A 25,245-nucleotide genomic window follows, 5' to 3' on the forward strand; every position below is an offset into this window, starting at 1 on the left:
AGGTATACAAAGGCTGATTTAATGAACCTTCACAGGCATGGGAGTATCCAGCCATGACTTCGCCCCTGTGCTTGCCTCGCCTGCTGTTGCGCCCTTCGTTCCCGAAGGTGCGGGCTCGCTCTGGGGAAAACCCGCTGGTTCACGTAATTCTCGCCTTCTGGGCCTTGTGGCACTGCCGCCATGCCCGCCCACCTGACGCCTTTCTCGTTCTGCACTGAACCGTACGGCTAAGCTTTAGCCGACCTTCTTTGTCGACGACTGTCGCCCTTTGGCACAGACAGTCCTGTGCGCCTGTAGGCGCGAGCGAGAACATCATGCACTTTGCCCCTATCGAGCAGGCCCGAACGTTCCTGGCGAACAATCCTGATATCGAGATGATTGAGCTGTTTATCCTCGACGCCAACGGCGTGCCACGCGGCAAGCTGTTACACCGCGAAGAACTGCTGGCCGTCTATGAAAGCGGCCGGCCTCTGCCCAGCACCATTCTCGGCCTGACCCTCAATGGCGACGATGTCGAAAACTCAGGTTTGGTCTGGGACGTGGGTGATATCGATTGCCGCGCCTATCCGCTGCAAGACAGCCTGGTGCGCTTGCCCTGGCGGCAGATTCCGACAGCGGCGCTGCAAGTGAGCATGCACCCCACTGAAGGCTTGCCGGCGACCATCGCCGATCCGCGCCACCTGCTGGTCAAGGTCATCGATGCGCTCAAGGCCGAAGGTTATCACCCGGTCATGGCCTGCGAGCTAGAGTTCTACCTGCTGGACCAAAAACGCGACCACCAAGGGCACCCGCAGCCAGCACTAGACAGCGACGGTGGCCGTCCGCGGGGCACCCAGGTCTATGGCTTGCGCGAGCTGGAACAGATCGAACCGTTTCTCGCGGACCTCTATAGCGCCTGCAAAGCTCAGGGCATCCCGGCGCGCACAGCCATTTCCGAATACGCCCCCGGCCAAGTCGAAATCACTCTGGAGCATGGCGACGCCTTGCTGGCGATGGACCAGGCCGTACGCTACAAGCGCCTGGTCAAAGGTGTGGCGCACAAACACGGCATGCAGGCCTGCTTCATGGCCAAACCCTTCGACCACCTCGCCGGCACCGGCATGCACATGCATGTGAGCCTGGCCGATGCTCAGGGCAACAACCTCTACGCCAGTGACGACAAGGCCGGCACACCGCTGCTGCGCCAGTCGGTGGCCGGCATGCTCAAGCACCTGCTCGATTCGTTGCTGCTGTTCTGCCCCAACGCCAACTCCTACCGGCGCTTCCAGGCCAACAGCTATGCCCCCCTGGCACCGACCTGGGGCGTCGACAACCGCACCGTGAGCCTGCGCGTTCCCGGCGGCCCGGCCAACAGCCGGCATATCGAGCACCGTATTTGTGGCGCCGATGCCAACCCCTACCTGGCGGCAGCGGCGATCCTCGCCGGCATCCACCACGGCGTGTGCCAGCAGCTCGACCCAGGTGCTCCGGTCGAAGGCAACGGCTACGCCCAGGCCAAGGAGCTGCTGCCCACCGACTGGCTCACCTCGCTCAAGGCCCTGGAAAGCTCGGAGTGGGCGCGTGAAGCCTTCGGCGAAGCCTTCCTTGGCGTCTACCTGGCAGTCAAACGTGCCGAGTACCGACAGTTCATGGCCGAAGTCGGCGAACAGGACTGGCGCTGGTACCTGACCCAGGCCTGATCCCCTTTATTTTTGCGCCAAGGATTTTTTATGAACGCAGCCGTGAATACCGGCACTGCTCAACGCAGTGCCTCCTACTACACCGCCAGCCTCAACGACACCACCCAATACCCGACGCTCAAAGGCACGGTCAAGGTTGACGTCGCGATCATCGGCGGTGGTTTTACCGGGGTGGCCAGCGCCGTCGAGCTGGCCGAACGCGGCCTGAAGGTCGCCATCGTCGAGACCAACCGGATTGGTTGGGGCGCCAGCGGGCGTAACGGCGGCCAGGTCACCGGTAGCCTCTCGGGCGACGAAGCCATGCGCAAACAGATGCGTGAAAAACTTGGTGAAGACGTCGATGACTTCATCTGGCATTTGCGCTGGCGCGGGCATCAGATTATCGAACAACGGGTCAAGCGCTACGGCATCGCCTGCGACCTCAAGCGCGGTCACTTGCATGCGGCGATGAAGGCCTCGCATATGAGTGAGCTGAAGGCCTTCGAATCGGAGGCGCAGCGTCGGGGCATGGGCGACCAGGTGCAACTGCTGGACCAAAAGGCCATGGCCGAGCACCTGCAGAGCCCTCTGTACCTTGGTGCCTTGAAGAACCTGCGCAACCTGCACCTGCACCCACTCAACCTGTGCCTGGGCGAAGCGCGCGCGGCGCACAGCCTAGGTGCACTGATCTTCGAAAACTCCGAGGTGCTGGAGATCATCCATGGTGACCAGCCGGCCATCGTAACCGCCGAAGGTCGGGTTGAAGCCAAGCAGATTCTGTTGGCCGGTGACGTCTATCACAAACTGGAAAAGCCTCAGCTCAAAGGCAAGATCTTCCCGGCCATGGGTGGCATCGTCACCACCGCGCCACTGGGCGAGCTGGCCGCGCAGATCAACCCACAGGACCTGGCGGTGTATGACTGCCGCTTTGTCCTCGACTATTACCGCCTGACCGCTGATGGCCGCTTGTTGTTTGGCGGTGGCGCCAACTATTCAGGCCGTGACTCGCGGGATATCGCTGGCGAACTGCGCCCCTGCATCGAGCGCACGTTCCCGGCGCTCAAAGGCGTGCCGATCGAATTCCAGTGGAGTTGCGCCATGGGTATTGTGGTCAACCGGATTCCACAACTGGGCAAGCTTTCCGACAATGTCTGGTACTGCCAGGGCTACTCCGGGCACGGCATCGCCACCAGCCATATCATGGGCGAGATCATGGCCGAGGCCTTGACCGGTACGCTGGAGAAGTTCGATACATTTGCTGGCTGCAAGCACATCAAAGTGCCCATGGGCGATGTGCTGGGCAATCCGATATTGGCGGCGGGGATGTGGTACTACCAGATGCTTGAGAAGTTGCGCTGAGGTCGTAGGCGCGGCTTCATCCCCCCGGGGCCGTCACGCGGCCCCAGGGGGATGGGACTGCTACGCAGTCCTTCGCGGCTGAAGCCGCTCCCACAACAATCAGGCGATCTTTTTCAGACCGAGTTTTTTCAACTCTTCATCACGCAATTCGCGACGCAGGATCTTGCCAACGTTGGTGGTCGGCAGTGCATCACGGAACTCGATGAAACGCGGCACCTTGTAACCGGTGACATTGGCACGCATGTGCTCCATCACCTGCTCTTTGGTCAGCGTTACACCAGGTCGGGCGACAATAAAGAGCTTGATCACTTCACCGGACTTCTCGTCAGGCACACCGATGGCTGCACATTGCAGCACACCCGGCAGCGCTGCCAGTACGTCTTCAAGCTCATTGGGATAGACGTTGAATCCGGACACCAGAATCATGTCTTTCTTACGGTCGACAATGCGCATGTAGCCGTCAGGCTGGATCAGGGCGATGTCACCGGTCTTCAACCAGCCTTCGCTGTCGAGGATTTCGGTGGTGGCATCCTGGCGTTGCCAGTAACCCTTCATTACCTGCGGGCCTTTAACGCACAGTTCACCGACCTCACCCAGCGGTAGTTCGGTACCGGCATCATCAACGATCTTGCACAGGGTCGAAGGCACCGGAATGCCAATGGTCCCGATCTGATTATGCGTGGCCGGGTTGACGGCCGCCACCGGGCTGGTTTCGGTCATGCCGTAACCTTCGCAGATCGCGCATCCGGTCACCGCTTTCCAGCGTTCGGCGACACTCAACTGCAAGGCCATGCCACCCGACAGGGTGATTTTCAGCGCCGAGAAATCCAGCTTGCGGAACGCTTCGCTGTTGCACAGGGCAACGAACAACGTGTTCAAGCCGACAAAGCCGCTGAACTTCCACTTCGACAACTCCTTGACCATCGCCGGCAAGTCGCGCGGGTTGCTGATCAGGATGTTGTGGTTGCCGATCAGCATCATTGCCATGCAATGAAAGGTGAAGGCATAGATGTGATACAGCGGCAACGGGGTGATCAGGATCTCGCAACCTTCATTGAGGTTGGAGCCCATCAGCGCCCGACACTGCAGCATATTGGCCACCAGGTTACGGTGGGTGAGCATGGCGCCCTTGGCCACCCCGGTGGTGCCGCCGGTGTACTGCAACACGGCAACATCATTGCTGTCGGGGTTGGCGTCCTTCACCGGCTGGCCAGCACCTTTGCTCAACACGTCGTTGAACTTCAGGGCCTTGGGCAAGTGATAGGCCGGGACCATTTTCTTCACGTACTTGATCACGCTGTTGATCAACAGGCGCTTTACCGGTGGCAGCATATCGGCCACTTCGGTGACAATAACGTGCTTGATCTGGGTCTTGGGCACTACCTTTTCCGCCAGGTGCGCCATGTTGGCCAGGCACACCAGCGCTTTGGCGCCGGAATCATTGAACTGGTGCTCCATTTCCCGTGCGGTATACAGCGGGTTGGTGTTCACCACGATCAGGCCTGCACGCAAGGCCCCAAAGACTGCTACTGGGTACTGCAGCAGGTTGGGCAGTTGCACGGCGATGCGATCGCCGGGCTGCAGATCGGTATGGTTTTGCAGGTAGGCGGCAAAGGCCCCCGACAACTCATACAGCTGGCCGTAGGTAATGGTTTTGCCCAGGTTGCTAAAGGCTGGTTTGTCAGCAAAGCGTTGGCAGGACTGTTTCAATACTGCCTGGATATTCGGGTACTCATCAGGGTTGATTTGCGCCGCAACCCCGGCTGGGTACTTATCCTTCCAAAAATTTTCGATCATGGAAGCCCACTCCTCCAGCACCAGCGAATTCTTCACCGCAGTCGATGCGATTATTATTGATATAAGATTACGGTTTATTGCAAACCAGAAAATCAGAAGCGGGCCGAGAGTAGCAGCTTTGCCAAGGGTCGCCTAGAGCTAAAGCAGCCCAAACAGTCACAAAAATGACTTTTGATAATTCAATAGTCATTTTTAGAGTAAAAAACCTAAACACCTATTCTCACGGTGGCCGCTACCGAGGTAAGAGGCTGCGATTGACTGCAAAGCAGTCGTCATCCATCCACCGTTGACGGGGCTCAATGACGACCGCTTCGCGTTCGATCGCAGCCTTTGGGCAGCGGCTACGGCACAGGCATTCAGGCGATATCGCGCAATTCCCGGCGCAGGATCTTGCCCACCGCAGTCATCGGCAACGAATCGCGCAAGACAATGTGCTTGGGCACTTTGTAGCCGGTGAAGTTGGCTTTGCAGTAGGCCTTGAGCTCTTCCAGGCTGACCCCGCCTTCACGCGGCACGACAAAGAGTTTCACCGCTTCGCCGGAGCGTTCGTCCGGGACGCCGATCACTGCGCAGTTGGCCACTTGTGGATGACCCATGACCACTTCTTCGATCTCGTTCGGGTACACGTTGAAGCCCGAGACAATGATCATGTCTTTCTTGCGATCGACGATCCGGGTAAAGCCATCCGGGTCGATCACGGCGATGTCACCGGTCTTGAACCAACCCTCGCTATCGAGCGACTCGGCAGTCGCTTGCGGATGCTGCCAGTAGCCCTTCATCACCTGCGGGCCTTTGATGCACAGCTCGCCACGTTCGCCCATCGGCAGTTCATGACCTTCATCATCGATGACCTTGAACCCCGTACCCGGTACCGGGATACCCACTGTCCCCAGGCGCGCCAGCTTGCCGTAAGGGTTGGTGCTGGCTACCGGCGAGGTTTCGGTCAGGCCATAGCCTTCCACAATGCGGCAGCCAGTCAGGCTTTCCCAGCGTTCAGCAGTGGCGGTAACCAAGGCGGTGCCACCGGAGTTGGTAACTTTCAACGCTGAGAAATCGAGGTTCTTGAATTCCGGGTGGTTCATCAACGCTACAAACAAGGTGTTCAGGCCGAGCAACCCGGAGAACTTCCACTTTTTCAGCTCTTTGATGAAGCCGGGAATGTCGCGGGGATTGGTGATCAGCACGTTGTGGTTGCCAGTCACCATCATGCACATGCAATTGGCGGTGAAGGCGTAGATATGGTAAAGCGGCAGTGGTGCAATCATCACCTCCTGCCCTTCTTTGATCATGCGCTGACCATCCTCACCATGTTGGGAGAAGCACGCCAGCACCTGAAGCATGTTGGCGACCAGGTTGCCATGGGTCAGCATCGCGCCTTTGGCAAGGCCGGTGGTACCGCCGGTGTACTGCAGCACGGCAATATCATCGAGGCTCAGCGCCACTTGTTTGGGCACCACCCCACGGCCTTGGCTGAGCGCGGCCTTGAAAGGCACGGCTTGAGGCAGCTGGTAGTCAGGGACCATCTTCTTGACCTTGGCCACTATGGTATTGACCAGCCAGCCTTTGGCCGCCGGCAACATGTCGCCCATCTTCGCTTCGATGAGAAATTCGATGTTGGTATCGGGCAGCACTTCTTGTACCAGCTTGCCGAACATATTCAGGTAGACCAGCGCACGGGCGCCGGAATCCTTGAATTGATGGCGCATTTCCCGTGCCGTATACAACGGATTGGTGTTGACCACGATCAGCCCGGCGCGCAAGGCGCCGAACACGGCGATCGGATACTGCAGCACATTGGGCATCTGCACCGCGATGCGGTCGCCTGGCACCAAGTCGGTATGTTGCTGCAGATAGGCGGCAAAGGCCGCCGAGTGACGTTCCAGTTCGGCGTAAGTCAGGGTCACCCCAAGGTTGCTGAACGCTGGACGGTCAGCAAATTTCTTGCAAGAGCGTTCGAAGACTTCGACCACAGACTTGTAAGCATTCATGTCAATGTTCGAAGGCACGCCTGCGGGGCGCTTGTCATTCCAGAAATCAGCCTGCATTTATTCTTGTCCTCATACCTGAGCCGTTCCGGCCCCCTTGACCTGCTTGGCGAAGGAGGTGTTGTGCCGACGTTAGCAGGTATGCCGCAGGTGGCAAATATGCCAAGGGCTGTCATTTACATTGTGAATCTTGTTTGTCGCTGCCCTTCGATTGCACGCTTGAGTTATACACTGAGCTGATTGATTCATTTGCGCGCACAAGGACTCGCCATGCACCACGATGCGTTCTGGCTACCGGCCAGCGATCACTGCAGCCTGTATGTCTACCAATGGCTGCCCAGCACGCCCATCAAGGCGGTGGTGCTGTTGGCCCATGGCATGGCCGAACATGCCGGGCGCTACCAGCGCCTGGGCGAGGCGTTGAGCGCTGCAGGCTATGCGCTGATTGCCCATGACCAGCGTGGCCATGGCCGTACCGCCGAGCTCGGCACCCTCGGCCTGTTCGCCCGGCACGATGGCTGGAGCGCTGTGGTCAACGACCTCGGACTGCTCAGCCAGCACATTGGCCAGCAATTCCCCGGCACGCCAGTATTCCTCTTCGGTCACAGCATGGGCAGCTACATTGCCCAAGCCTACCTGATGCACCACGGCGCCAGCCTGCAAGGAGCAATTCTCAGCGGCTCGAACTTCCAACCACCGGCGCTGTACCGCACCGCCTGCGTGATTGCCCGCTTCGAGGCCTGGCGCCAGGGGCCACTGGGCCACAGTGCGCTGATCGAATGGTTGTCGTTTGGCTCGTTCAACAAGGCCTTCAAACCAACCCGCACGGCCTTCGATTGGCTCAGCCGTGACAACGCCGAGGTCGACCACTACGTCGCCGACCCGCTGTGCGGCTTCCGCTGCAGCAATCGCTTGTGGATTGATCTGTTGATGGGCCTTGAACAGATCAGCCTGCCGGCCAACCTCAAACAGATCGATCCGAACCTGCCAATTCTGGTGATGGGCGGCGAATGTGATCCGGTCAGTGCCGGCAAGCGTCTCAAGGATCTGGCCGGTGCTTTGCGCCTGGCCGGCAACCAGCATGTTCAGTTGCAGCTGTACCCTAACGCGCGACATGAACTGCTCAATGAAACCAACCGTGACGAGGTCACGGCCGCAATCATCGACTGGTTGGAGCAGGCCCTGGCCCTTGGCCGCCCTGCCCGCAGCGAATGACGGCCGCCCCCGCCCCAAGCAGGAACCGAATCGATGACCCAGGTCACCAACACGCCCTACGAAGCCCTTGAAGTCGGCCAGACGGCCAGTTTCAGCAAGACCGTCGAAGAACGTGACATCCAGCTATTCGCTGCCATGTCCGGTGACCATAACCCGGTGCACCTGGATGCTGAGTTCGCCGCCAAGAGCATGTTCAAGGAACGCATTGCCCACGGCATGTTCAGCGGCGCGCTGATCAGTGCCGCGGTGGCCTGCGAACTGCCAGGGCCAGGCACCATTTACCTGGGCCAGACCATGAGCTTTCAGAAGCCGGTGAAGTTCGGCGACACCCTGACGGTCCGCCTGGAAATCCTGGAAAAGCTGCCCAAGTTCAAGGTCCGTATCGCCACCCGCGTGTTCAACCAGAACGATGAGCTGGTGGTCGATGGTGAGGCCGAGATCCTCGCCCCGCGCAAACAGCAGACTGTTGAGTTGGTCAGCCCGCCACCGATCACCATCGGTTAAGGCTTACAACTCGCTCAGGCGCCGCTCGATGTAGCGTCGTTCAGCGCCTTGCGAGGTCAGCCCCCAGGCGGTCTGGTACGCCTCGCGTGCCTGTTCGCGCCGCCCCAACTGCCGACACAGCTCGGCACGGGCGGCATGGGCCAGGTGATAATCCTGTAACTGCCCGCGCGCCAGAATCGCCTCCACTGCCAACAGCCCTGCCTGGGGTCCATCGCGACGCGCCAGCGCCGCCGCACGATTGAGTTCCACCACCGGTGAAGGCCAGCCGTGAAGCAATACGTCGTACAAAGCGACGATCTCTTGCCAATCGGTCTCTTGCGCACTGGCCGCCTCGGCATGCACCGCAGCGATCGCTGCCTGCAGGCTGTACACCCCGAACTGCTGGCTGCGCAAAGCCTGTTGCACCAATTGACTACCCTCGGCAATCAGTTCGCGATTCCACAGGCTACGGTCCTGTTCATCAAGTAGGATCAGATCGCCCTGTTCATCGCTGCGCGCGGCCTGGCGCGAGGCCTGTAACAGCATCAGCGCGAGCAAACCCAAGACCTCCGGATCGGGCAGCAATTGCTGCAACAGACGCCCCAGGCGGATCGCCTCATCGCTCAGATCATTGCGCATCAGGTTGTCGCCCGACGACGCCGAATAACCCTCGTTAAAGACCAGATAAATAACGCGCAAGACGCTGTCCAGGCGTTCGGGCAATTCGCCCAGCGATGGCACCTGATAGGGAATCCGCGCGTCACGGATCTTGGCCTTGGCACGCACGATGCGTTGGGCAATGGTTGCCGGGTTCAGCAGAAAAGCCCGGGCGATTTCCTCGGTGGTCAGGTCGCAGACTTCCCGTAAAGTCAGCGGCACCTGGGCATCGGCAGCCAGCGCCGGGTGACAACAGGTGAAGATTAGTCGCAGGCGATCATCTTGTAGCTCCTCATCGTTCACGTCGTCCTCCTGCAGCGCCTCCAGCGCCATCATCAACTGCGTCTGTGAGCGGTCGAAACGGGCACGCCGACGTAAACTGTCGATGGCCTTGAAGCGTCCTGCAGACACCAGCCAGGCCCGAGGATTGGCAGGAATACCATCGCGCTGCCAGCGTTCGACCGCGACAAAAAACGCTTCATGCATGGCTTCCTCGGCCAAGTCGAAATCACCCAGCAAGCGAATCAGCGTCGCCAGAATACGTCGCGACTCACGCCTGTAGACCGACTCGACCTCGGCCCGCACCTGAACCTGCGTGGCCATCAGCCTGGCATCTGGGTGGTTACCAACGCCACCAGGCGATCCAGGCTTTCCCCCCAGCCACGGTAAAAGCCCATTTCCTCATGGGCCAGGCAATCTGCGGCACTCCAGTGCCAGGCGCGTGCGGTGTACTGGGTCTTACCCTGGACATCCTCAAAGGTCACCACAGCCGTCATGAAGGCCCGGTTCGACGGCACCCAGCCTGGCCCGAAGGCGTCGGTAAAGACAATGCGCGACGGGGTAACAATCTCCAGAAACACACCCTGATTAGGGTATTCGGTGCCATCAGGTGCGCGCATCACCGTGCGAAACAAGCCACCTACCCACAACTGCATTTCACACAAGGGCGTGGTCATGCCGTTCGGCCCCCACCACTGCGCGAGCAAATCGGGTTCGGTCCAGGCCCGAAACACCTTGCTGCGCGGAGCATCGATCAATCGGCTGAGGGACAGCTCGTGCAGCACGGTCCCTGGCGGGTGAAGGCTCATCGTGTGGTTCTCCTTCGGTTCAAGGTTGCAAGTCGCGGATCGGCCTCACTTCAACACTGCCGACCCTGGCGGCAGGTATGCCCTTGGCAATGTTCAAGGCTTCATTCAGGTCGCGGGCATCGACCAGATAGAAGCCGGCCAGTTGCTCCTTGGTTTCGGCAAAAGGCCCATCGGTCAGGCTCATGTGACCACCACGCACGCGCACCGTGGTGGCGGTCTGTACCGGCTTGAGCGCCTCGGCGGCGAGCATCCGGCCACTGCCCTGAATCGACTCGGCGTAGGCCATGCACTCGGCATCGGCAGGGCTGTCAGGCAGGCTGTGCAGCAGACTTTCTTCACAGTAGACCAGGCAAAGGTATTTCATCGTCGTCTCCACAGCAGGTACTCACTATGACTGTAGATCGCGCGCTGGGTGAAAGCGCGAATTGGCATAATCCACTGCGCTTTCAGCTCAAGGCTTGAGCGAGAACAGGGCGGCACCGGTCTCCATGTCGAACGGCGCCGACCAATGCTCATGAATCACCTTCCATTGCCCACCGATACGTTGGTAGCCGACCGTGGCGCGCATGTAGCAGCTTTTATCCTCACCACCCTCTTCTACCGGCGGGCCACACCGATTGAGCCAATGGGCAAACGCCAGGTCCGGGGTGGCATGAATCTGCAACTGCTCCATCTCAAAAACCATCTCACCGGGGCAATGCTCCATACAGGTTTGCCAGTGAGCGCGGTAAGCGGCCTTGCCCTTGAACTGCAATTGTTTGATGGCATCGAAGGCGAGGATATCGTCGGCGTAGGGCGCGATGATGGCGGGGATGTCACGGGCGCGGACGGCGGGAATCCAGGCCTCGATGAGTTGGCGGATTTCGTTTTCGGCGGCACTGCTCATGGTCGTGTCCTCTGAAATTCGACGGGTACCAGGCGCCGAACAAATCGGCGCATTCACAGATGGTCGAATGACGTGGTGAGGAATCGACAGCCGCTGCGCAATTTTTCCTGCGGTGCTTAGCGGCGTTCCAGCGGCAGCCAGATTTCCATTACGCTACGGCTGTCAAACGGATCGAAATCCTTGCCATAGCGTTCGAACTCCGGCGCTTGCGCCACTCGCTCGCCGGACGTCGGTAGCCAGTCGTTCCAGATCGCCTGAAAGGTCGCCTTGAGGGTATCAACGCTGCCGCGGTGTTCGAACACCGCATAGCGCTGAGGCTTAAGCTCAACGTACTGAAAATCGACGGGCAACACTTCGACATTCTCTACTTGAACCCCGGCAATGTAGTCGAAGTTGCCTTTGCCATCGGCGTTACAGCACACGCCGTAAGTGTGCGCCTGGACTTGTCCGGGCACCCGCCCAATATGAGGTTCGAAGCGCTGCCACAGCTCAGGAATTCTGTCCGTCGTGGACTGCGTGAAGCGCCGGCCAATACCGGCGATGGTAATGGCTTGAGCGTCTTCATAGCGGGCGGGTTCAATTGCTTGCTGGTTCGCGTTGGACATGTCCTTTGCCTCTTCAATAAATCATTGCGCCACCCAGGGATTGCAGGGCAGCAGGGTCGTCCGCTAGCGTAGTCGCAATTATGCGTTTTCGGAACCGAGCCATGGCCCTGATTGCTGAACCCCTGCACCGCTGCGGCCTGGTCGAGTCATCCTGGGTGCGTGCCAGCGCAGCGAGCTTTCCCCGCCATACCCATGATGAGCTGGTGCTCGGTGCCAATCTGTCCGGACACGAGCACATCTGGCTTGATGGCATGCACCTGGATGTCCCCCCTGGCGCGGTGACCTTGTACAACCCACTGGCGGTGCAAGGCTCGACCTTTGGCCCAGAGGGTGTCGAGTACATCAGCCTGCACCTGGACGTCAGTGCCTTGCAGCGGCTGATGGGCGACAACAACCTGGGGCCCACCCAGGGGTGCCCCACTTTTGAGCAAGGGGTGTTGCAACACGCGACGCTGTACCGTTCGATCGTGGATTTTGCTGCGGCGCCTTCCGAGGCCGAGCAGGAAGCCGCGTTGTTGCAGCTACTGGCCGAGCTGTTCGCGCAAGATCCGGTAGCCTCTGGTGAGCAGGCACCGGCCATCGAGCAGAGTGTGAAATTTATGCGCGCTCACGTGGATGAGCGCCTGGCGCTGGATCAACTGGCGCAAGCGGCGCAAATGAGTAAATTCCACTTCGTGCGCTGCTTCAAGAAAGCCAAGGGCTTGGGGCCGTTGCAGTACCACATGCAGCTACGTCTGATTGAAGCGCGCCGACGGCTGCGCGCAGGCGCTCACCCCAGGGATGTCGCCCTGGCGCTGGGCTTTTATGACCAGAGCCATTTCATCAATGCCTTTGGCCGGGTGATGGGTGTCACCCCGCAAGCCTATTGCGCAGCGTTCCGGCACGCCTGAGCAAAAGAGCCCCGGGAGGGGCTCTGGCTCAATATCATGGAAGGAAACCGCTGCTGGCTGAACGTTTGGCACGCTTGGCGGCACGTTTTTCATCTGCGGTTTTCAGCGGCTTTTTCTTGGCCATTTTTTTCGCATCAAGACCTTTCATCTCGAAGACCCTCCGGCCGGACGGCACCTGCACACGGGCACCCCGACTGATTATAGACCCGCTGTGGCAGGCGGCACGGCGAGGATGAACTCGCGATAACCAGAAACGATCACGTACACCGCGAAGTAGCAAAAAATCGCCGCCGAGAGCAGGTAGGACCAGGTCAGCAAACGCTGCCCCAGTAACCGTCCGCCATGGCTGGCGATCAAGCACAACGACAGGCACCAGAGCAGCCCTGCGGCAAAGAAACCGGACAGGAACAAGCCAGCCTCCATCAGGCTGCCGCCGCCGGAACGGGAAATCAGCACACCGCCTACCGCGGCAAACCAGAGGATCGCACTGGGTGACGACATGGCCAGAAAGATCCCACGCAGAAACTCCCGCCAGGACGATTCCACGACCATTTTTCCTGGCTGTAACTGCCCGTCACCGCGCCAGGCAGCCAGCAGCATCTTTATCGCGAACCACACCAGTAGCAGCGATCCGCCCAACCACAGGACCCAGCGTACGGCTTCGAATTGCAGCAGCACCGTCATCCCGGCCAAAGCCGCCAGGGCGTAGACAAGATCACCGACGCAGGTGCCCAACCCCAGCCAAAAGCCTTGGAGAAAACCACGCTGCATGGCCAGGGTGATCATGGCGATATTGGCGATGCCGATATCCAGGCACAGGGAAAGACTGAGGAGAAATCCGTTAGAGAAAGGCATCGGGCGTTCCATAGACAGCGCTGAAGACAGGCATTATTAATGCCGGATTGATGGTGGCTGTATTGGAAGAAATTGCCCTTCGCCCCTAGGTAAGCCGACGCAGCCACGTGTGCTTGCGGGGTTGAGCGACTTCAGCGCGAGTTTATCCGTCGATGTGCTGACGCTTCCGGCCCCATACGCCCTTACGGCGGCTTACTTTTTTTTGGGGCAAAGTAGGCAAAACCGCTCGCTCCATTCATACAGAGCAGAGCGAGGCATTGCGCTCGCCTTTGTGGGAGTCGGCCTTGCCAGCGATGCAGACACCGCGCACTCTCTGACACGACGTCGATGCCATCGCCAGCAACGCTGGCGCCCACGATTGGTCAGCGGCTTGCCCGCGCTAGCCACTGCAAACCACCGTCACTTCGCACGCCTGCGCTAAACACCCAGCACCTGCGCATAACGCTGCCGATCAACGTTGGCACCACTCAGGATCACCGCTACCTTGCGACCGTGCTGGCGCTCGCGCTCTTGCATCAACGCGGCCAAACCCGCCGCACCCGCGCCTTCGGCGGTGTTGTGGGTGTCTTCGTGATAAATCCGCATGGCTTGGGCGATTTCTTCGTCGCTGACCCGCACGATCCGCGCCGCATGCTGTTGGACAATCTCGAAGGCTTCAGGCACCGGAAGCCGGCAGGCCATGCCATCGGCGAAGGTGTTGGCCGTGGCGGTGGTAACGATGTGGCCTTGCTCAAAACTCAAGGCGAAGGCATCGGCGGCACTGGACACCACACCAACGATTTCGGTGCGCAGGCCCAGCAGGTTACGCGCCTGAATCAGCCCACAAATGCCCGAACCCATGCCGATTGGGACGTAGACACAGTCGAGGTCAGCAACCGCCTCAAACAGTTCCAGCGCATAGGTGGCCACTCCGCGCACCAGTTGCGGGTGGAACGAGGGGACCATTTCGTAGCCATGCTGCTGCGCCTGCCGTGCGGCCTCTTCACGGGACTGGTCAAAGTCTGCGCCGTACTCGATCAGCTCCGCGCCAAGGGCCCGCATCGCCGCATTTTTTTCCCGCGAATTGCCTTGCGGCACAACAATGATGATCGGCAGCCCCGCATTACGCGCCGCCAGGGCCATGCTCTGCCCATGATTGCCACGGGTTGCGGTGACCAGCCCGCGAACCTGCGGCTTTTGCTCCAGCAGCCATTGCACATACAGCAGGCCCCCACGTACCTTGAAGGCACCGGTCGGCGCGTGGTTCTCATGCTTGACCCAGACGTCGCACCCCAGCCGTTCGGCCAGCCGTGGCCAGGCATACTGAGCAGTGGCGGGCACACTGGCATGCACCAGACGGGCAGCTTCTCGCAGGGCAGTCAGGTCGAACATGGGATACCTCGGCAGCAATGGATTTGACCTGATCCTAGCGCCGGCTCATTGTATGGGTAAAACCTTATATTGCATGGCCAACAATAAATGTGGACCCCTACCCTCGCCGATACCGACCAACCCCGCTACCTGGCACTGGTCGATGCCATTGCCCAAGCCATCGAGCGTGGAGAGCTGCAGGTCGGTGCCCGGCTGCCACCACAACGGCGCCTGGCCTGGGCCCTGGGCCTGAACCCCAGCACCACCCAGCAGGCCTACCGTGAGGCCGCCGCCCGACATCTGGTCAGTGGTGAGGTCGGGCGCGGCACCTATGTGCTGGCAGGCAGCAAGGAAGTCACGCTGTTTCAGCTCAAGCAACCACAGCTGCAACCCCGGCTGATTGACCTGTCGACCAATGTGCCCGTGATCGACCCCGACAATCACGACATCGAATCCACCTTGCAGGCGTTGCTGGAGGCTGGCGAGGTACGCAGCCTGGAGCATTATCTGAGCGCCGACACCTTGCTGTTGGCACGGCTTCAAGGCGCTGCCTGGTTGAGCAACCGCGGCCTGCACTTGAGCGCGAAGCAAGTGCTACTGTGTGGCGGTGCCCAACAAGCGTTGTTCAGCTTGCTGCTGTCGCTGTGCCAGGCCGGCGAACCTGTGCTGGTCGAGGCCCTGACCGCGCCGGGCATCAAGGCCGCCTGCCGCCAGTTGCGCCTGCCCCTGCACGGCATTGCCCAAGACCGGCAAGGGGTCCTCGCCGAGGACCTGGATCGGGTCGCGCGAGCAACCGGTGCACGGGTCGTGGTGCTCACCCCAAGCCTGCAGAACCCTACCGGTGCCTGCATGAGTCGCGAACGCCAGCAGGCCATTGCCGAGGTGGTACATCGCCACGGCCTGCTGCTGATTGAAGATGACGTTTATGGTGCGCTGATCGACCAGCCGCCCCTGTGGCCGCTGTTGGGCCCGCACGGCATACTGATCAGCAGCCTGTCCAAGACTGTTGCTGCTGGATTACGCCTGGGCTGGATTGTCGCTGACCCCGTGCTGCTGGCCAAAATCGATCCGCATGCCCAGGCCACACACTGGCAGGTATCACCGCTGAACCTGCAGATCGCTTGCCGCTGGATCAGCGATGGCAGTGCCAGCCGTCGGCTGGCCTGGCAACGTGAAGAAATCGATCAACGCTGGCGCCTGGCGCGTAAGCTGCTAGGCAGCGAGCGGATCTTCGGCCAACAACCTGCGCCACACATCTGGGTGAGTTGCCCAATCCCTTCGCAATCACTGGTACAGCGCTGCCGGGCCAACGCTGTCGAGGTAGTCCCTGCCGACGTATTTGCGGTAAAACAGAGCGACGTACAAGCGGTGCGCATCAGCCTCTCTGCTGCCAACAGCCGCGCAGAACTGAAGCAGGCCCTGGAACGCGTGGTCCAGGCCATGGAGGTGTAATGAGCGCGTTTTTCCGCCAGGCCGAGCAGTTTCTCGCCGCACTCGATTGCCAATGGGCCGCCCATATTCAGGCCATTGGCCCTTGCCTGCATCAGCCACGCCCCGAGCGTGACCCCTATCAAGCCCTGGTGCGCGCCATCGCCTATCAGCAACTGCATGTGAAGGCCGGCGATGCGATTCTCGGGCGCTTCCTCGCCCTTTACCCTGGCGTGGACTTTCCCAGCCCCGAACAGGTAGTGGCCACCCCGACCGAACAACTGCGCGCCTGCGGCTTCTCGGCCAGTAAACTGACCACTATTCAAGGCATCGCCAAGGCGCGCCAGGAAGGTGTGGTGCCAGACCATCAAGAAGCCCTGAGCCTGGATGACGAGCAGTTGATCGAGCGCCTGGTCAGTTTGCGTGGCGTCGGCCGCTGGACGGTGGAGATGCTGCTGATTTATACCCTCGAACGTATGGATATCCTGCCCGCCGATGATTTTGGCGTACGCGAGGGCTACCGCCGCCTGCAAGGGCTAGACACGCAGCCCACACGCCGACAGATGATCGAACTTGGCAATGCCTGGCAGCCTTACCGCACCATCGCGGCCTGGTACCTGTGGCGGGTGCCGAGTTCGCGAGTTTGAACGCAAGACCCGGAGTTTTCTCAGGCTCCCTGCCCCGTAACCTGAGCGCATCGACCCTGCGCATGAGACGACCGGTATGAGCCAAGGCAAACCCCTCATCAGCGAATCTGACCCCCGCTGGCAAGCGATTCTGGCCCGTGACCCGGCTGCCGACCATGCGTTTGTCTATGCCGTGCGTACCACTGGCGTGTACTGCCGACCAAGCAGCAGCTCGCGCCTGCCACGGATCGACAACGTCGAATTGTTCGACACTGCCGCGCAAGCTGAAGCCGCCGGCTATCGTCCGAGCAAACGCCGCGGGGCCGACCAGACCTTGATCGCCGAACAGCATCGGGCCCACGTCACCCATGCCTGCCAGTTGATCGAGAACGCCGAGTCAGCGCCCAGCCTCAAGCAACTGGCCGAGCAACTGAACATGAGCCCGTTCCACTTTCACCGGGTGTTCAAAGCGATCACCGGGGTTACGCCCAAGGCCTATGCCTCAGCACACCGGGCAAGCAAGGTGCGCCACCAATTACAGCACTCCAGCACGATTACCGACGCCCTGTATGAAGCGGGATTCAACTCCAACAGCCGCTTTTACGAATCCAGTAATGCACGTCTGGGCATGACCCCGGGCACTTACCGCGATGGCGGTGCCAATACCGATATCCGCTTTGCCATTGGCCAGTGTTCGTTGGGTGCCATTCTCGTTGCGCAAAGTGCACGGGGCATCTGCGCGATCCTGCTCGGCGATGATCCGCAGGCATTACTGCACGACTTACAAGACAAGTTTCCCAAGGCCAACTTGCTCGGTGGCGACAGTGAGTTCGAAACCCTGGTAGCCAAAGTGGTGGGCTTGATTGAAGTACCGGGAATCGGTCTGAATTTGCCCCTGGACCTGCGCGGCACAGCGTTTCAGGAACGGGTCTGGCAGGCGTTACGCAACATCCCGGCCGGCAGCACCGCCAGCTACGCCGAAATCGCTCAACGGATTGGCTCACCCAAGGCGGTGCGCGCGGTGGCCCAGGCCTGTGCGGCCAACGCCCTGGCAGTAGCCATTCCCTGTCATCGGGTGGTACGCAGCGACGGCAACCTTTCGGGTTACCGCTGGGGCATTGAGCGTAAACGTCAGCTACTGGAGCGCGAACGCCAATAAGGCGGGCTATCAAGCATTGGCGCTAGGCTCTGTATGAAAAGTTTTGAGACGAAGGTCAGGCTGTTTCAACGCAGCATCACCGAGTATCAAGGCTTTTCGTACAGCGCCTAGGTGCGGCACTCAGCCGTTGGTGCACCCATTACCCATGGCGCGATACTCAAGGGTATGGCGCTGACCTTGGTGGTCTTCATACACCATGGTTGCCGGCACTACTTCACAGACATTAGGAATAGTCGACAAACTGATCACCTTGGCAATATCCAAGTTGGTCGAATAATCATACTGTTCAACCACTGCCTGAGCACTGGCAAGTTTAACTTCATCTGCAAGCGCAAAAGAAGAAACACCGACAAGCGCAAGAACAAGTAAACTTTTCATGATAATAAGCCTGCAAAGCAATCAAACTAATCGATTGACTTCATTGGCCAGGGCTGGCGCGGAGAAGTTGTTACATCAATACGACGACATAACACGAAGTACCGATCCCACTGTTAGTTTTTTGCGGGGACAGACATAGTTTACAAGTTGCCCGACGGGGTTAAATCCCTACTCCGGACAATCACTGTTACCAAAACCGTAACAATACCTCCAGACTGTCACCCTCGACAGACGCCACGCGTCGGTGTAAAAGCCCGGACCAGAGCCTCTGCTGGACCGACTCCGTGAACGCCTTACGCTACTGCCCGCTAACCGACGCCGAACGGCCGCTATTGAATAAATTCTACAAAAGCCAGGGTTCGCCTATGCGCGCGGCCGCTCAAGCGCAGCTCTGGGTCGCCCGGGCCGAGGAAATCGTAGCGGCGTTATGCTTGAGCCCACAGGCCGACGGCTATTGGCTGACCGGGTTATGGGTGGCTGAACGCTGCCGAGGGCAACAGATTGCCCGGCAGTTGATTGAGGCTGCGCTGCAACGCAATGACGGGACTATCTGGTTGTTCTGCCATCCTGACCTGACGCACTTCTACCAACAGCAAGGGTTCAGCCCTTGCCCAGGCCCGCCCGCTGCATTGGCCGAGCGCCTGGCTCGTTACCAACGCAGCAAACCGCTACTGGCAATGTTCCGACCTCAGTCGTCGCTGGCCGGATCCAGCCCAGGAAACAGCACCTCGGTGTAGCCAAACTTACTAAAGTCATGGATCCGCGAAGGGTACAGGCGCCCGATCAGGTGATCGCATTCATGCTGCACCACCCGCGCATGAAAGCCTTCGGCGAGGCGGTCAATCACCTGCCCCTGGGGATCGATGCCCTCATAGCGAATACGCCGAAAACGCGGCACCACACCGCGCAAGCCCGGCACCGACAGGCAACCTTCCCAGCCATCTTCGACTTCGCTGCCTAACGGTGTGATCAACGGGTTGAGCAAGATGGTGTGCGGCACCGGCTCGGCATCGGGGTAACGCTCGCTGCGTTCAAAGCCAAAAATCACCAACTGCAGATCAACACCAATCTGCGGCGCGGCCAGGCCAACGCCCCCGACATGGCGCATGGTCTCGAACATATCAGCAATCAACTGCTCCAGTTCGACACTGCCCACCAACTGCGGCGGAACCGGTGGGGCGATGCGCAACAAGCGCTCATCGCCCATTTTCAGGATGTCACGAATCATGGGATGTGCGGCTCACGGGTTGATCTTCAGACAAGTCCGAGTGATCGTGCGAATGATCGCGCCCCAACCCGGACACATGTTTTTTCTCATGTTCAACGACCTGCTCACCGGCTTCTTTTTCACCGGGATTCTTGCCTTCGTTGGACATATGCTCAATCACTGCATTCATTTCCGCCCCCAGCAACAGCACCGCGGCAGAAATATAAAAATACAACAGCAAGACAATAATCGCACCGATACTGCCATACATGGCATTGTAGTCAGCGAAGGTTTTGACGTAATAACCAAAGCCTAACGAGGCAACAATCCATACCACCACCGCCAATACCGACCCCGGTGTAATAAAGCGAAACTCCTGCTTAACATCTGGCATCACATAGTAGATCAACGCCACCGCCACCATCATCAGAATAATGATCGCTGGCCAGCGCAATACCGTCCACAAGGTAACGATAAACTCCTGCATACCAATCTGCGAGGCAATCCACTCCATGACTTGCGGCCCAAGCACCATCAACGCCGCCGCCGCCAACAGCATGCCGGCGATACCCACGGTATAAATGACCGACAACGGAATGCGCTTCCACACTGGTCGGCCTTCGACCACATCGTAGGCCGCATTCATTGCGCTCATCATCAGCCGTACGCCCGCCGACGCAGTCCACAAGGCAATGAAAATACCCACTGAAAGCAAGCCGCCCTTGGACTGCTGCAATTGATCAATCACCGGGTTGACCTGCTCCAAGGCCTGGGGTGGCAATACCAACTCCGACTGCAGGCGTAACCACGAGAAAAAATCAGGCAGGTGCAGAAAGCCAATCAGCGCTATCAGGAACAGCAGGAAGGGAAACAGCGAGAACAGCATCTGGTAAGCCAGTGCCGAGGCATAGGTCGACATCTCATCATCGAGAAACTCTTTGACAGTGCGCACCAGCACACGATGCAACGGCAAGCCGCGCAGGTCGGGGAAAATCATAGCGTCTCCTTTCGCCGCTTGAGGGTCATGGGCAAGGCGTCTCATTAAGGTCTGCACTGAAGTCTAAACGACGTTCGACCCTAAGTTACGATTGATTGCTGCAGATAGCACAACGGCCACCTCAAGTGGCCGTCGTGACACTACACCTACAGCAATCAAGGCTTTTTCAGAGCATCTTTGACCTTACCGACCACTTGCTGGGCTTCACCTTTGCGTTCTTGCAGCTCACCCTCGGCGCGTAGCCGCTCATTGTCGGTGGCTTTACCGACGCCTTGCTTGATGTTCCCAACCGCTTCGTTGGCCATGCCTTTGACTTTGTCTTTGGTGCCACTCATGGGAGTTCTCCTGAAGGGGAAAAACGGGTTGTCAGAGTCGACAGTCAGTGGACCGGTGGCCTTGTGCAGGAGTTTCAATTATTTGCCTGGCGGCAAAACTGCGGCCTAGTGGGGCGCTAGCGGTTTAATCATTGCGCAGCGTGACAAACGCTCACCACACCGCCGCTTTATGTTTCCAGCCAATCCCAGCACAATGAGCGACCTTTCAAGCGTCACCCGTAGGAACCTGCATGAAACTCGATAAACCCACCGCCATTGCCCGTCGCAACCAGGAACTGGAAAGACCAGTACTTTCCAGCGACAACACCCTGTTTGCCGTGCTCGACACCAAGCGCAGCCTGTGGTGGTTTGATGTGCCGGTGAAGCTGGTACTGCGCAAAGACACGCCTGACTGGGTCAACCTGCTGCTGCACACGCCCGAGACCGATGAGCTGCAGCACTTGAAGGTGCCGGTGAACTTTCTGAAGGCCCATCTGGAGAAGATGGAAGTGCGCCACCCCGGCAAGCGGCGCTCGACCATCAGCCTGGCATTGAGCGCCGACCGCGACTCGATGCTCCAGGACCTGCGCCCAGGTGGCGAAAACCTGAGTTTTGCAGGCTTCAAGCAGGCCTGATCAGACCAGTTCGATGCGGTCAGCGTGGATGACGATACGGCCATCCTTGTACAAGGCACCGATGGCCTTCTTGAAGTTACCTTTGCTGACCCCGAACAGATCGCTGATCAGTTGCGGATCGCTCTTGTCGCTGACCGGTAGTACGCCGTTGGCGTCCTTGAGCTTGGCCAGGATCTTGTCGTTGAGGCTATTGGCAAGGTCCTGACCCATCGGCTGCAGGCTCAAGGCAATCTTGCCGTCGCTGCGCAGCTCCTTGATGTAACCTTTCTCCTGCTTGCCCGAACGCAGGAACTTGAACACCTCGTTCTTGTGGATCAAGCCCCAGTGCTTGTTGTTGATAATCGCCTTGAAGCCCATCGGGGTTTCTTCGACCACCAGCAGATCAACTTCCTGACCGGTCGCGTAGTTGGCCGGCACCTTGTCCAGGTAGCGGTCCAGTCGCGCCGTGGCGGTGATCCGCCGGGTTCGCTTGTCCAGGTAGGCATGCACGACGCAGTACTCACCCTGACGCATCTGGCGCTTTTCTTCGGAGTACGGCATCAACAGGTCCTTGGGCAGGCCCCAGTCGAGGAAGATGCCGATACTGTTGATTTCCTTGACCTTGAGGCTGGCGAATTCGCCGACCTGCAGTTTGGTCTTTTCGGTGGTGGCGATCAGCTTGTCTTCACTGTCCAGGTAGACAAAGACGTTCAGCCAATCTTCGACCTCGGTGGGCGTGTCCTTGGGGATGTAGCGGTTGGGCAGGAGGATTTCGCCATCCGCGCCGCCGTCCAGGTACAGGCCGAAGTCCGTGTGTTTCACGATTTGCAAACTGTTGTAACGCCCAACTAAAGCCATTTCCGAAAATCCTCGTTGCGAGGTCGGCATTCTACACCTGAACCGGCAAAACCGCCCGGTCGCCGTTGCTTACCCATCGCTAAAAGGAACCCCGAGGGCTCAGGCTGTTCTATAAAGACATGCAAGCCTTTGCAAGGATTCGCTCATGTACGCCTGCCTGCGCAAGTACCTGCGTCCCCTGCTACTGCTGGTGCTCTCGGCCCTGCTGGTGCTGTCCTGCAGCCGCATCGACCTGGCTTATCGCAACCTCGACGTGCTGGTGCCGTGGTCGCTCAACGACTACCTGAACATGAACCGCCAGCAGAAGACCTGGCTCAACCAGCGCCTCAAACAGCACCTGGCCTGGCATTGCCGCACACAACTGCCGGGGTACGTGGCCTGGATCGAAGAAGTCCGACAGATGGTCGCCAACGATCAGATCACCGAGCAGCAACTGCAAGTTCGCACGCAGGAGGCGAAACAGGCCATCGCCAAAGTGGCGGACCAGATCACCCCTTCTGCGGCGCAATTGCTGCGGGCGATGGACGATGAACAAGTGCGCGAGATGCGTCAGGCCTTCGCTGAGGACATTAGTGAGCGTCAGGCCAAGTATGTAGAGACGCCGCTGGCGCGGCAGATCGAGCGCCGTGCCGAGCGCATGGAAAAACGCCTGACCCCCTGGCTCGGCGAGCTGAGCGCGCAGCAACGGTTGCGAATCATGACCTGGTCGCAAAGCCTGGGCGAACAGAATCGTCAGTGGATCGCCAACCGGGCCAACTGGCAGGCGCACTTTAGCGCCGCCATGGAACAGCGCAACAGTGACAGCTTCGAGCTGCAACTGACGCGCTTGCTCAAAGACCGTGACAGCCTATGGACCCCGGAATATCGCCTGACCACCCAACGCGCCGAAGCGGCAGCACGCAAGTTGCTGGTCGACCTGATGGCGCAGAGCAGCGAACAACAGCGCCAGCACCTGGAACATAAGCTGGACCAGGTGCGCAAGGATTTCAGTGCGTTGAAGTGCATACAGGCGTAGCCGCTGCCGTCAGGCTGCGATCGGCTGCAAAGCAGCCGTCATTCGGTCACCGCGCCTTGCGCCGGTACGGGAACACATCAATCACCTTGCCGCCACGAATCGCCTCCTGCAGGCTTTTCCAGTAATCCGCATCGTACAACTCGCCATGCAACTGACTGAACAGCCGGCGCTGGCCACTGTCGGCGAACAGAAACGGTGGAAACTCCTCAGGGAACACATCGAGCGGCCCAATTGAGTACCACGGTTCTCCGGACATTTCGTCCTCCGGATAACGCGGCGGCGGGATGTAACGGAAGTTGACCTCAGTAAGAAAGCAAATTTCGTCATAATCGTAGAACACTACCCGCCCATGACGGGTGACGCCGAAGTTCTTCAGCAACATGTCACCGGGAAAGATATTCGCCGCTGCCAGTTGTTTGATCGCCAGACCATAATCTTCGAGGGCCTCACGCACTTGGGCATCGTTGGCGTTCTCCAGATAGAGGTTGAGCGGAGTCATACGCCGCTCGGTCCAGCAGTGGCGCACCAGCACGGTGTCACCTTCCACCGCGACTGTCGAAGGCGCAACGTCCAACAGTTCGGCGAGGCACTCGGGCTCAAACTTGCTCAAGGGGAAGCGGAAGTCGGAAAACTCCTGGGTATCCGCCATGCGCCCGACCCGATCGACGCTTTTCACCAGCCGGTACTTCTCTATCACGGTGGCCCGGTCAACACTCTTGGACGGCGAGAAGCGGTCCTTGATGATCTTGAACACGGTGTTGAAGCCCGGCAGGGTGAACACGCTCATGACCATGCCACGCACACCCGGCGCCATGATGAAGCGATCATCGGTGCTGGCCAGGTGGTTGATCAGGGCGCGGTAAAACTCCGATTTACCGTGTTTGTAGAAGCCGATCGAGGTGTACAGCTCGGCAATGTGCTTGCCCGGCAGGATGCGTTTGAGGAAGCTGACAAAGTCAGCAGGCACCGGCACATCGACCATGAAATAGGAACGGGTGAAGGAAAAGATGATCGACACCTCGGCTTCGTCGGTGATCAACGCATCAATCTCGATACCGTGGCCTTCGCGGTGCAGCAACGGGATCACCAACGGCCATTGCTCATCCTGGGTATAGAGGCGTCCGACCAGATAGGCGCCCTTGTTGCGGTACAGCACCGGTGAAAACAACTCCACGGCTAGCGCCGGGTCCTTACACACCCAGTCCGGCAGATGCCCACGCAACTGTACTTCAAGACGAGTCAGGTCGCCGTGCAGATCACCATAAGGCACATCAAAGCAATAGTCGGCGAAAATCTGCGCCAGCACACTGGCCAGGCTGCCCTGCGGTCGATAGGTACGGGTTTGCGCTGCACGTTCATGGCTGCGCAGCGAGGGCCGGGTGGTATGAATGAACATGCAACCGTCGCTGATCAGGTCATGGCTGAACAGGCTGCAGAAGATCGAGTTGTACCAGGTCTCCGACAACTCATCGTCCAGGCGCGGGTCGATCAGGCCAATATAAGCGCTCTTGACCAACGGCCACTGCGCCACATCCAACAACAGGTCTTCGGCAAAGGCATCGTGCAGCCAAGCACTGACTTCGCTGACCTTTTCCTCGTAGAGGTTGATCCGCGCCGCTGAAGCGCTCTGGGTCTGTTGCCACTGCGCGAGTTCAAATCGCTCACGGGCGCCGATGGTAATCTGGCGAAAATGCTCACGGTAATCATCGAAGCCATCGAGGATCATCCGGGCGATATCGGCGGCCGGCCAGTGCTGGGGCATACATCAGACCTCTGCAGGAATGTCGAAGCCTGAGCTTAGCCAGTAGCCGAAGGCAGGGA

27 protein-coding genes are annotated in these 25,245 nt (G+C 59.3%); 12 read left to right on the plus strand and 15 right to left on the minus strand.

What is annotated here, in order from left to right; genetic code table 11:
- The first annotated feature begins 53 nt into the window (after positions 1 to 53).
- The 3 genes from CX511_RS19480 to CX511_RS19490 all read left to right on the plus strand — a co-directional run bounded on the left by CX511_RS19480 (position 54) and on the right by CX511_RS19490 (position 3,017).
- Positions 54 to 218: a hypothetical protein gene (locus CX511_RS19480; RefSeq protein WP_218187403.1), complete on the plus strand. Its 165-nt coding sequence runs from the start codon at positions 54 to 56 to the stop codon at positions 216 to 218.
- 96 nt (positions 219 to 314) lie between these two features.
- Positions 315 to 1,679, plus strand: a complete 1,365-nt coding sequence (locus CX511_RS19485) for a glutamine synthetase family protein (protein WP_101292395.1) — start codon at positions 315 to 317, stop codon at positions 1,677 to 1,679.
- A gap of 30 nt (positions 1,680 to 1,709) precedes the next feature.
- Positions 1,710 to 3,017, plus strand: a complete 1,308-nt coding sequence (locus CX511_RS19490) for an NAD(P)/FAD-dependent oxidoreductase (protein ID WP_101292393.1) — start codon at positions 1,710 to 1,712, stop codon at positions 3,015 to 3,017.
- Between the two features lie 99 nt (positions 3,018 to 3,116).
- Here the strand turns inward: CX511_RS19490 and fadD1 are convergent, their stop codons facing one another.
- The gene (gene fadD1, locus CX511_RS19495; RefSeq protein WP_045187554.1) at positions 3,117 to 4,814 is read right to left on the minus strand and encodes a long-chain-fatty-acid--CoA ligase FadD1; all 1,698 of its coding nucleotides are present in this window, start codon (positions 4,812 to 4,814) and stop codon (positions 3,117 to 3,119) included.
- Positions 4,815 to 5,170: 356 nt separating this feature from the next.
- A complete protein-coding gene (fadD2, locus tag CX511_RS19500) occupies positions 5,171 to 6,859 on the minus strand; it encodes a long-chain-fatty-acid--CoA ligase FadD2 (protein WP_045187556.1) in 1,689 nt (562 codons plus the stop codon).
- A gap of 210 nt (positions 6,860 to 7,069) precedes the next feature.
- Here fadD2 and CX511_RS19505 point away from each other — a divergent pair, with 210 nt between their 5' ends.
- Positions 7,070 to 8,014 (plus strand): alpha/beta hydrolase, encoded by a 945-nt coding sequence (locus CX511_RS19505; RefSeq protein WP_045187558.1) that lies wholly within the window; start codon positions 7,070 to 7,072, stop codon positions 8,012 to 8,014.
- A 33-nt stretch (positions 8,015 to 8,047) separates the two neighbouring features.
- A complete protein-coding gene (locus tag CX511_RS19510; protein WP_045187560.1) occupies positions 8,048 to 8,518 on the plus strand; it encodes a MaoC family dehydratase in 471 nt (156 codons plus the stop codon).
- 3 nt (positions 8,519 to 8,521) lie between these two features.
- Here CX511_RS19510 and CX511_RS19515 read toward each other — a convergent pair whose 3' ends face one another.
- The 5 genes from CX511_RS19515 to CX511_RS19535 all read right to left on the minus strand — a co-directional run bounded on the left by CX511_RS19515 (position 8,522) and on the right by CX511_RS19535 (position 11,733).
- Positions 8,522 to 9,757, minus strand: a complete 1,236-nt coding sequence (locus CX511_RS19515) for an RNA polymerase sigma factor (RefSeq protein WP_045187562.1) — start codon at positions 9,755 to 9,757, stop codon at positions 8,522 to 8,524.
- Positions 9,757 to 10,242 carry an SRPBCC family protein gene (locus CX511_RS19520; protein WP_045187564.1) on the minus strand — a complete coding sequence of 162 codons (486 nt, stop codon included), beginning with the start codon at positions 10,240 to 10,242 and terminating at the stop codon, positions 9,757 to 9,759. The genes CX511_RS19515 and CX511_RS19520 overlap by 1 nt, the downstream gene beginning before the upstream one ends.
- 19 nt (positions 10,243 to 10,261) lie before the next feature.
- Entirely contained in the window at positions 10,262 to 10,606 is a 345-nt protein-coding gene (locus CX511_RS19525; protein WP_045187566.1) for a YciI family protein, read from the minus strand.
- 87 nt (positions 10,607 to 10,693) lie between these two features.
- Positions 10,694 to 11,128 carry a YybH family protein gene (locus CX511_RS19530; protein ID WP_045187568.1) on the minus strand — a complete coding sequence of 145 codons (435 nt, stop codon included), beginning with the start codon at positions 11,126 to 11,128 and terminating at the stop codon, positions 10,694 to 10,696.
- 116 nt (positions 11,129 to 11,244) lie between these two features.
- A complete protein-coding gene (locus CX511_RS19535) occupies positions 11,245 to 11,733 on the minus strand; it encodes a GyrI-like domain-containing protein (RefSeq protein WP_045187570.1) in 489 nt (162 codons plus the stop codon).
- 101 nt (positions 11,734 to 11,834) lie between these two features.
- Here CX511_RS19535 and CX511_RS19540 point away from each other — a divergent pair, with 101 nt between their 5' ends.
- Complete coding sequence (locus CX511_RS19540; protein ID WP_045187572.1) at positions 11,835 to 12,623, plus strand: helix-turn-helix transcriptional regulator; 789 nt, start codon at positions 11,835 to 11,837, stop codon at positions 12,621 to 12,623.
- A 198-nt stretch (positions 12,624 to 12,821) separates the two neighbouring features.
- Here the strand turns inward: CX511_RS19540 and CX511_RS19545 are convergent, their stop codons facing one another.
- Both CX511_RS19545 and CX511_RS19550 read right to left on the minus strand, forming a co-directional pair.
- Positions 12,822 to 13,478, minus strand: coding sequence for a LysE family translocator (locus CX511_RS19545; protein ID WP_101292391.1), 657 nt, complete (start codon positions 13,476 to 13,478; stop codon positions 12,822 to 12,824).
- A 417-nt stretch (positions 13,479 to 13,895) separates the two neighbouring features.
- Positions 13,896 to 14,849, minus strand: coding sequence for a threonine dehydratase (locus tag CX511_RS19550; protein WP_045187576.1), 954 nt, complete (start codon positions 14,847 to 14,849; stop codon positions 13,896 to 13,898).
- An 87-nt stretch (positions 14,850 to 14,936) separates the two neighbouring features.
- Between CX511_RS19550 and CX511_RS19555 the strand changes: the two genes are divergently transcribed.
- The 3 genes from CX511_RS19555 to ada all read left to right on the plus strand — a co-directional run bounded on the left by CX511_RS19555 (position 14,937) and on the right by ada (position 18,041).
- On the plus strand, positions 14,937 to 16,280 hold the full coding sequence (locus CX511_RS19555; protein WP_045187578.1) for an aminotransferase-like domain-containing protein: 1,344 nt from the start codon (positions 14,937 to 14,939) through the stop codon (positions 16,278 to 16,280).
- Positions 16,280 to 16,903 (plus strand): DNA-3-methyladenine glycosylase family protein, encoded by a 624-nt coding sequence (locus CX511_RS19560; protein WP_045187580.1) that lies wholly within the window; start codon positions 16,280 to 16,282, stop codon positions 16,901 to 16,903. Before CX511_RS19555 ends, CX511_RS19560 begins: the two co-directional genes overlap by 1 nt.
- A 76-nt stretch (positions 16,904 to 16,979) precedes the next feature.
- Positions 16,980 to 18,041, plus strand: coding sequence for a bifunctional DNA-binding transcriptional regulator/O6-methylguanine-DNA methyltransferase Ada (ada, locus tag CX511_RS19565; RefSeq protein WP_101292389.1), 1,062 nt, complete (start codon positions 16,980 to 16,982; stop codon positions 18,039 to 18,041).
- 120 nt (positions 18,042 to 18,161) lie between these two features.
- On the opposite strand, the gene CX511_RS19570 is transcribed toward ada, so the two are convergent.
- The gene (locus CX511_RS19570; protein ID WP_101292387.1) at positions 18,162 to 18,419 is read right to left on the minus strand and encodes a DUF2790 domain-containing protein; all 258 of its coding nucleotides are present in this window, start codon (positions 18,417 to 18,419) and stop codon (positions 18,162 to 18,164) included.
- A 284-nt stretch (positions 18,420 to 18,703) separates the two neighbouring features.
- Here CX511_RS19570 and CX511_RS19575 point away from each other — a divergent pair, with 284 nt between their 5' ends.
- Positions 18,704 to 19,156 carry a GNAT family N-acetyltransferase gene (locus CX511_RS19575; RefSeq protein WP_231353328.1) on the plus strand — a complete coding sequence of 151 codons (453 nt, stop codon included), beginning with the start codon at positions 18,704 to 18,706 and terminating at the stop codon, positions 19,154 to 19,156.
- Here CX511_RS19575 and def read toward each other — a convergent pair.
- From def to CX511_RS19590, 3 genes are all read right to left on the minus strand, one after another.
- Complete coding sequence (gene def / locus CX511_RS19580) at positions 19,108 to 19,647, minus strand: peptide deformylase (protein ID WP_045187588.1); 540 nt, start codon at positions 19,645 to 19,647, stop codon at positions 19,108 to 19,110. The two genes, CX511_RS19575 and def, sit on opposite strands and share 49 nt — an antisense overlap.
- The gene (locus tag CX511_RS19585) at positions 19,637 to 20,623 is read right to left on the minus strand and encodes a YihY/virulence factor BrkB family protein (protein WP_101292385.1); all 987 of its coding nucleotides are present in this window, start codon (positions 20,621 to 20,623) and stop codon (positions 19,637 to 19,639) included. The genes def and CX511_RS19585 overlap by 11 nt, the downstream gene beginning before the upstream one ends.
- A 155-nt stretch (positions 20,624 to 20,778) precedes the next feature.
- Positions 20,779 to 20,958, minus strand: coding sequence for a CsbD family protein (locus tag CX511_RS19590; RefSeq protein WP_045187592.1), 180 nt, complete (start codon positions 20,956 to 20,958; stop codon positions 20,779 to 20,781).
- 230 nt (positions 20,959 to 21,188) lie between these two features.
- On the opposite strand from CX511_RS19590, the gene CX511_RS19595 reads away from it, so the two are divergent.
- The gene (locus CX511_RS19595) at positions 21,189 to 21,572 is read left to right on the plus strand and encodes a hypothetical protein (protein WP_045187594.1); all 384 of its coding nucleotides are present in this window, start codon (positions 21,189 to 21,191) and stop codon (positions 21,570 to 21,572) included.
- On the opposite strand, the gene CX511_RS19600 is transcribed toward CX511_RS19595, so the two are convergent.
- Positions 21,573 to 22,409, minus strand: a complete 837-nt coding sequence (locus tag CX511_RS19600) for a CvfB family protein (protein WP_045187596.1) — start codon at positions 22,407 to 22,409, stop codon at positions 21,573 to 21,575.
- Between the two features lie 145 nt (positions 22,410 to 22,554).
- On the opposite strand from CX511_RS19600, the gene CX511_RS19605 reads away from it, so the two are divergent.
- Positions 22,555 to 23,424 carry a DUF6279 family lipoprotein gene (locus CX511_RS19605; RefSeq protein WP_045187598.1) on the plus strand — a complete coding sequence of 290 codons (870 nt, stop codon included), beginning with the start codon at positions 22,555 to 22,557 and terminating at the stop codon, positions 23,422 to 23,424.
- Between the two features lie 46 nt (positions 23,425 to 23,470).
- Here the strand turns inward: CX511_RS19605 and aceK are convergent, their stop codons facing one another.
- Entirely contained in the window at positions 23,471 to 25,186 is a 1,716-nt protein-coding gene (gene aceK / locus CX511_RS19610) for a bifunctional isocitrate dehydrogenase kinase/phosphatase (RefSeq protein ID WP_045187600.1), read from the minus strand.
- Between the last annotated feature and the right edge of the window lie 59 nt (positions 25,187 to 25,245).

Origin of the sequence: Pseudomonas sp. S06B 330, from assembly GCF_002845275.2 — a bacterium.
In the GTDB taxonomy this organism is placed as follows: domain Bacteria; phylum Pseudomonadota; class Gammaproteobacteria; order Pseudomonadales; family Pseudomonadaceae; genus Aquipseudomonas.